This is a genomic window from Amycolatopsis sp. SID8362, from assembly GCF_010550475.1.
GTDB lineage: Bacteria > Actinomycetota > Actinomycetes > Mycobacteriales > Pseudonocardiaceae > Amycolatopsis > Amycolatopsis eburnea.
In genome coordinates, this window is the sequence record NZ_JAAGNB010001193.1 from 1 (window position 1) to 850 (window position 850).

Consider the following 850-nt stretch of genomic DNA (forward strand, 5'->3'; position numbering starts at 1 on the left):
CGCAGAGGTCCAGCAGGTCCGGCCGGTCGAGCAGCCGCGCGAGGCGGGCCGCGGCGTAGGCGACGCCGCCGAGGCCGAGCAGGCCGCCCGGCCCGGCCGCTTCGGCCAGTTCCGGGTCGGCTTCGAGCGCGGAAACCAGTGACGGCAGGCCGGAAATCGCCTTTCCGGCCAGGTCGCGGTAGCGGTCGATGCCGGTCAGCTCGGCGAGCTGGGCGAGGAACAGCGCCACGCCGGGGTAGCCCTCGCCGAGCCCGCCGCCCATCGGCAGCACGGTCCAGTACTTCTCGTCGACGAGCTCCAGACCGACCCAGTTGACGCGCCCGCCCGCCGTGCAGGCGCGGGCGATGATGGCGTCGGCGACGCCGCACGCGGCCGAAAGCAGGTGCGCGGGTTCCGGCGTCTTGCTCGGCAGGATGCCGTCGCTGACCCCGCTGCCGGCGTGCGTCTCGGCGTCCGGCCGGGTGGCCAGCGCGGCGGAGATCAGCCACTCCTGGTCGCGGCGGTCGATGGTGGTCATGCCGGCGACCTTCGCCCGCACCGACGCCAGCGGCGTCGTGCCGAGCAGTCCGGCCAGCCGGTTCCGCTCGGTGTCCCAGACGTCGGCGGAGCCGGGCTCGCCGGTGAACATCGGGACGTCGCCCGCCCACAGGTCGGTCAGCTCCGCGGCCACCAGCGCGCGGCGGACGTCGTCGGTGCTGTCGTCGTGCAGCAGCCCGAAGGCCTCGTCGCGCGCGGCCGCGTCGGCCAGCAGCGACGGGTGCGTGGTCTCGTCGAGCAGCCGCGTGTAGAAGCTCGTCGGCCGGACCAGCACGCGGATCCCCGCGCCGGCACAGCTTTCCAGCAGCGCGGC

At 75.2% G+C, this 850-nt stretch carries 1 protein-coding gene; it reads right to left on the bottom strand.

Annotation, left to right across the window (positions count from 1 at the left end):
* Positions 1 to 811 (bottom strand): DUF4135 domain-containing protein (locus G3I65_RS37015; protein WP_309235911.1); only part of this gene is annotated, 811 nt, incomplete at its 3' end.
* Positions 812 to 850: the final 39 nt, after the last annotated feature.